Below are 6,480 nucleotides of genomic sequence, written 5' to 3' on the forward strand. Positions count from 1 at the left end.
TTAGGACATTCAACCTCTTTATTGATTAAAACGATTGTTGCTGCAGATTGCAATGCTTTGTCGTAATACTTTGGATGATCAACAAACACAATATCACCAGGCTCAACAACATGAATTTCATTCATGCCTAATACTTGAAAATTGTCGTCACCAACAAATTTACTATCTATTAAATCAGCAATTTGTTTTAAAGTATGTGGTTTAGGAAATTTCATAACAGTCTTCAGTCTTCAGTAATCAGTAAATGCATAACTGCTAACTGACTTTATTCTTTAACGCGTTCTTTATAGGTACCTTTTGCAGTTTCTACCTTAATTTTATCACCTTCATTAATAAACAAAGGAACATTAACTTCTGCTCCCGTTTCAACAGTAGCTGGTTTTGTAGCATTGGTTGCTGTGTTCCCTTTAACGCCTGGTTCTGTAGCAGTTACTTCCAAAATTACTGTTGCAGGCATATCTACAGAAAGTGGCATATTGTCTTCTGTATTAATTTGAATTGTCACTACCTCTCCCTCTTTCATTAATCCGGGAGTATCTAAAGCTGCTTCTAAAAGTCTTATTTGTGTATAATCTGCTTCATTCATAAAATGATAAAATTCACCATCATTATATAAGTACTGAAACTTATGAGTTTCAACACGTACATCTTCTAATTTATGACCAGCAGAAAACGTATTGTCTAAAACTTTTCCGTTAGTTACACTTTTCATTTTTGTTCTTACAAAAGCTGGGCCTTTACCAGGTTTTACGTGTAAAAATTCTATTATTTTATAAATATCATTGTTGTAACGAATACATAATCCGTTTCTAATATCACTTGTAGTTGCCATAAAACTGTTTGTTGTAAAGTTGTTTTTTGTTTAGCCGTTTTCTATAAAACTCTAAATTAATTTGATTTGAAATATCCTTTCATGATACCTCGATGCGAATTTTTAATAAATTGAAGTATTTCGTCACGTTCATGGGTTGCTTCCATTTCGGCTTCAATAATTTCTGCTGCTTGTGTATTATTATAATTTTTTTGATATAAAATTCTGTAAATATCTTGAATTTCTCTGATTTTTTCGGTGGTATAACCTCGTCTTCTTAAGCCAACTGAATTAATTCCAACATAAGATAAAGGTTCTCGAGCTGCCTTAACAAATGGCGGCACATCTTTTCTAACCAAAGAACCACCAGTTACAAAAGCATGATTTCCAATTGAAACAAATTGATGTACAGCAGTCATTCCAGCCAAAACAACATAATCTCCAATAGTTATATGTCCTGCCAATGTACTATTATTAGAAAAAATACAATTTTTACCTACTATACAATCATGAGCAATATGACAATAAGCCATTATTAAGCAATTATCGCCAACTACAGTTTTCATTCTGTCTGTTGTACCTCTGTTTATAGTAACACATTCTCTTATAGTAACGTTATCACCAATTTCAACAGTAGTATCTTCATCATTATATTTTAAATCTTGGGGAACGGCAGAAATAACAGAGCCTGGAAAAATATTACAATTCTTACCTATTCTAGCACCTTCCATAATGGTAACATTACTACCTATCCAAGTTCCTTCACCAATTATCACATTATTATGAATGGTTGTAAAAGGCTCGATAACTACATTTTTTGCAATTTTTGCACCGGGGTGCACGTAAGCTAAGGGTTGGTTCATACTTATTTTACTTTAGATATTTGAGCCATTAATTCAGCTTCTGCACATAATTTGCCATTTGCATAGGCGTAACCTTGCATATGACAGATACCACGACGTATAGGAGTAATTAAAGAACACTTAAATATAAGTGTATCTCCAGGACTTACTTTTTGTTTAAATTTAACTTTATCCATTTTCATGAAAAACGTTAAATAATTTTCAGGATCTGGAACGGTGTTTAAAACTAAAATACCACCTGTTTGTGCCATGGCTTCAACAATTAAAACACCTGGCATAACAGGAGCTCCTGGAAAATGACCTCTAAAAAACTCTTCGTTCATAGTTACATTTTTAGTAGCTAATACGTGGTTTTCTGTAAGCTCAAATACTTTATCAATTAACAAAAATGGTTGTCTATGTGGTAACATATCCATAATTTGAACAGTATCCATTAAAGGCGGCTGGTTCAAATCTATATTTGGAACATTATTCCGACGATCGTTCTTTATTATTTTAGATAATTTTTTCGCAAATTGAGTATTTACAAAATGCCCTGGTTTGTTGGCTATAACCTTCCCTCTTATTCTTGTTCCAACAAGTGCTAAATCTCCTAAAACATCCAACAACTTATGTCTTGCGGCTTCATTAGGATGATGGAGCGTTAAATTATCTAAAATACCATTTGGTTTTACAGCAATAGAATCCTTTTTAAAAGCTACTTTAAGCTTCTCCATTGTTCCTGGCGATAAAGCTTTATCAACATAAACAATGGCATTATTTAAATCGCCTCCTTTTATTAAACCATTTTCTAATAACATTTCAATTTCATGTAAGAAACTAAAAGTTCTAGAATCTGAAATATCCTTTTTGAAATCTGAAATTTGATTTAGCGTTGCATTTTGAGTTCCTAATACTTTAGTTCCAAAATCAACCATAGTTGTAATTTGGTACTCCTTTGAAGGCATAACAAGAATTTCACTTCCTGATTCTTCATCTACATAAGATACAATATCGGTAATAACAAATTCTTCTCTAAAAGCATCAAGTTCTACAACCCCAGCTTTTTCAATAGCTTCAACAAAAAACTTTGAAGACCCATCCATTATAGGTGGTTCAGAAGCATTAAGTTCTAAAATGGCATTATCAATATCTAATCCTATCAAAGCAGCTAGAACATGTTCTGAAGTTTGAATGGTAACACCATTTTTTTCTAAACAAGTACCACGTTGTGTGTTGGTAACATAGTTTGCATCGGCCTCAATAACTGGCTCGCCTTCTAAATCTACTCTTTTAAAAGCAAACCCTGAATTAGCAGCACCAGGCTTAAAAGTTAAGGTTACATTTTTACCTGTGTGTAACCCTACTCCTGTTAAAGAAATCTCTTCTTTAATAGTTTTTTGTTTTATTTCAGTAGTAACTATTCCCATTTATTCTTCTCTAATTCATTAATATTTTTAACAATTGTCGGTAAATTTTTAAAATGAACATATGACTTATTATAGTCGCTTAATTTTATAGCAGGTGAACCTTGCAGAATCTCGTTATCTTTCACATGACGACCAATTCCAGATTGTGCTTGTATTTTAACATTGTCACCAATAGTTATATGTCCAGCAATACCAACTTGACCACCAATTTGGCAATTTTTTCCAATTTTTGTTGAGCCTGCAACACCTGTTTGTGCTGCTATAACTGTGTTATTTCCAATTTCAACATTATGTGCAACTTGAATATGATTATCTAATTTAACACCAGACCTAATGATGGTTGAACCTATAGTAGCTCTATCAATAGTTGTAGCTGCGCCAATATCAACATAGTCTTCAATAATGACATTTCCAGTTTGAGGAATTTTACTATAGCTCCCATCTTCATTTGGTGCAAAACCAAATCCGTCGGCGCCAATTATAGCCCCGGAATTGATAACACAGTTTTTGCCAATTATTGTTTCTGAATAAATTTTTGCTCCAGAAAAAATGATCGTGTTATCATCAATAACAACATTATCTCCAATATAAGCACTCGGAAAAATCTTAACATTATCACCCATTACAACATTTTCACCTACATAACTAAATGCTCCTATATAGATATTATCACCATAATTTGAAGAATCAGAAATAAATGAAGGCTGTTCAATGCCAGTTTTGTTAAGCTTTACTGAATTATAATATTCAAGAATTTTTGAAAACGCTAAATAAGCATCGTCAACTTTTATTAAAGTTGTTTTAACACTATTATCTGGCTCAAAAGTCTTGTTTACAATAGTAACAGAAGCTTTTGTAGTATATATATGCGGTGTATATTTAGGATTTGCTAAAAACGTTAAAGCACCCTCAAAGCCTTCTTCTATTTTGGCTAATTTGGATACTTCAATATCAGGATTTCCTACTACATCGCCATTTAAAATTCCTGCTATTTGTTGCGCTGTAAATTTCACACTTTGTAGTTTGATGTTGTTTTTTGTTTGAATGTAGCAAAAATAGGAAAAATGTACTAAAGTTTAACCTTTGGATAACATATATAATATTTAGTTACAGGTTTTGACAATGCTTTAAGATTCAATTGATCAGAAGCTTTAACTATATCTTCAATTTTTCCTGACTTATGTAAAATGTTAATTCGTTTAGTATTTAGCTGGTATGCTTGGTTTGAAATACTGCCATGAAACACAAAATATTTAGCCTCTTCTTCTGATACTTTATAAGTATTCATAATAGTATCGATATGCTTTTTTAAACTACTTTCTTTAATTTTTTTATTCTTTAATTTAATACTTAACAAGTTTCTATTGATTATCATTTCACACAAATTACTAAGGACAAAATCATCATGAAATTGCCATTGTTTCATTGCCGAAATAATATCATAATCATCTAAACGTGAAAAAACTTGTAGTGTTTCATCATTAAAGTTATTAATAGAAATTTTATTATTTAAAAAATACAACAACGCTTCACTTGCTTTTAATTGATGCCCATTCTCATGCAATTCCTTGGCACGTTTTAAAACTCTAATCAACAATTGCTCTGCAGCTAAGCCCGTTTTGTGCAAATACACTTGCCAGTACATTAATCGTCTTGCAATAATAAATTTTTCAACACTATAAATACCTTTTTCTTCAATTACCAGTTCATCTTCAACAACATTCAACATGGTTATTAAACGCTCGCTATTTATATTACCTTCGGCAACGCCAGTATAAAAACTATCACGCTTTAAATAATCTGCTCTATCCATATCTAATTGCCCAGAAATAAGCTGACACATAAACTTTCTTGGGTATTCACCTTTAAAAATTTGAATGGCAAGCGTTAAACTTCCGTTAAATTCTTCATTTAAACGCTCCATAAAAAGCAATGAAATTTGTTCATGAGACACATTATTTACAATAGTATGTTCCATAGCATGAGAGAACGGACCATGCCCAATATCATGCAAAAGTATAGCGACATAAAGTCCTGTTTCTTCCTCTGGAGTTATTGTAACTCCTTTAAAACGAAGCACATTAACGGCTTGTTGCATTAAATGAACACAACCAATGGCATGATGAAATCTTGTATGATGCGCTCCTGGATAAACCAAATAAGACATGCCCATTTGTGTAATTCTGCGTAAGCGCTGAAAGTATTTATGTTGTATTAAATCGAATATTAGCGAATTCGGAATTGTAATAAATCCGTAAATTGGGTCGTTTAATATTTTAAGTTTGTTCAAACTTTAAATGTTTATATTAAATAAATACAAATATAAGCCCATAATGGGCAATTGAAAGAAAACGTTTTAATAATAAATTAATTACAATAATATGATAAAAATACTTTGGGTTGATGATGAAATTGATTTGTTAAAACCACATATTTTATTTCTTGAAAAGAAAAATTACCAAGTAACAACTTGTAATAGTGGTACTGAAGCCATTGATGTTTTGGATGATGACAATTTCGACATTGTATTTTTAGATGAAAACATGCCAGGATTAACGGGCCTTGAAACCCTAAACGAAATTAAGGCCAAAAAGGATAACCTGCCTGTTGTGATGATTACCAAAAGTGAGGAAGAATATATTATGGAAGAAGCTATTGGAAATAAAATAGCCGATTACTTAATTAAGCCTGTAAATCCGAATCAAATACTATTAAGTTTAAAAAAGAATTTAGACAATTCAAGACTCGTTTCAGAAAAAACCACTTCAAATTACCAGCAGGAATTTAGAAAAATTGCTATGGATTTAGCTATGGTAAATAGTTATGAAGAATGGGTAAGTCTTTATCAAAAATTAATTTATTGGGAAATTCAGCTTGAAGATATTGAAGATGTTGGGATGTTTGAGATTTTAGAATCTCAAAAAAACGAAGCCAATAATCAGTTTGGGAAGTTTATAGAAAAAAACTATGCCGATTGGTTTAAACCAAATACCGAAGCCCCAATAATGTCACATACATTATTTAAAGAAAAAATTGTTCCGGAAATTAGTAAAGAACAGCCAACACTTTTAATAGTTATCGATAATTTACGTTACGACCAATGGAAAGTATTCGAGCCAATTATAAACAACTATTATAAGAAAACAAAAGAAGATGCTTTTTTCAGCATTCTTCCTACAGCAACCCAATATGCTCGTAATGCCATTTTTTCAGGATTAATGCCAAGTGACATGGAAAAACTATTTCCTCAATATTGGAAAAATGATACTGATGAAGGTGGTAAAAACATGCACGAAGCTGATTTTTTAGAAACACAATTAAAACGTTTAGGTTTATCACATTTAAGTTATGAATATCATAAAATTACAAACTTAAAAAACGGAAAAAAACTAGCTGA

General features: G+C 31.5%; 7 protein-coding genes. 1 reads left to right on the forward strand and 6 read right to left on the reverse strand.

Features of this window, described 5'->3' with window-relative positions:
* From WBN21_RS12745 to WBN21_RS12770, 6 genes are all read right to left on the reverse strand, one after another.
* Positions 1–215, reverse strand: a 215-nt coding sequence (locus WBN21_RS12745) for an LpxD N-terminal domain-containing protein (RefSeq protein ID WP_424200862.1), incomplete at its 3' end; no start/stop codon positions are given.
* Between the two features lie 50 nt (positions 216–265).
* Positions 266–832, reverse strand: a complete 567-nt coding sequence (gene efp / locus WBN21_RS12750) for an elongation factor P (protein ID WP_424200864.1) — start codon at positions 830–832, stop codon at positions 266–268.
* Positions 833–888: 56 nt separating this feature from the next.
* On the reverse strand, positions 889–1,674 hold the full coding sequence (gene lpxA, locus WBN21_RS12755) for an acyl-ACP--UDP-N-acetylglucosamine O-acyltransferase (RefSeq protein WP_424200865.1): 786 nt from the start codon (positions 1,672–1,674) through the stop codon (positions 889–891).
* Positions 1,675–1,676: 2 nt separating this feature from the next.
* Complete coding sequence (locus WBN21_RS12760; RefSeq protein WP_424200867.1) at positions 1,677–3,083, reverse strand: bifunctional UDP-3-O-[3-hydroxymyristoyl] N-acetylglucosamine deacetylase/3-hydroxyacyl-ACP dehydratase; 1,407 nt, start codon at positions 3,081–3,083, stop codon at positions 1,677–1,679.
* Positions 3,074–4,096: a UDP-3-O-(3-hydroxymyristoyl)glucosamine N-acyltransferase gene (gene lpxD / locus WBN21_RS12765; RefSeq protein WP_424200869.1), complete on the reverse strand. Its 1,023-nt coding sequence runs from the start codon at positions 4,094–4,096 to the stop codon at positions 3,074–3,076. Before lpxD ends, WBN21_RS12760 begins: the two co-directional genes overlap by 10 nt.
* A gap of 56 nt (positions 4,097–4,152) precedes the next feature.
* Positions 4,153–5,373 (reverse strand): HD domain-containing protein, encoded by a 1,221-nt coding sequence (locus WBN21_RS12770; protein WP_424200871.1) that lies wholly within the window; start codon positions 5,371–5,373, stop codon positions 4,153–4,155.
* 91 nt (positions 5,374–5,464) lie between these two features.
* Here WBN21_RS12770 and WBN21_RS12775 point away from each other — a divergent pair.
* The coding region (locus tag WBN21_RS12775) for a response regulator (RefSeq protein ID WP_424200873.1) at positions 5,465–6,480 on the forward strand (1,016 nt) is incomplete at its 3' end.

It is taken from the genome of Algibacter sp. (genome assembly GCF_049667265.1).
In the GTDB taxonomy this organism is placed as follows: Bacteria; Bacteroidota; Bacteroidia; order Flavobacteriales; family Flavobacteriaceae; genus Algibacter_B.

Bases quoted from the DNA above. Each gene is read 5' to 3' on its own strand.
- efp (WP_424200864.1), bottom strand. From the start codon at position 832: ATGGCAACTACAAGTGATATTAGAAACGGATTATGTATTCGTTACAAC.
- lpxA (WP_424200865.1), bottom strand. From the start codon at position 1,674: ATGAACCAACCCTTAGCTTACGTGCACCCCGGTGCAAAAATTGCAAAA.
- WBN21_RS12760 (WP_424200867.1), bottom strand. From the start codon at position 3,083: ATGGGAATAGTTACTACTGAAATAAAACAAAAAACTATTAAAGAAGAG.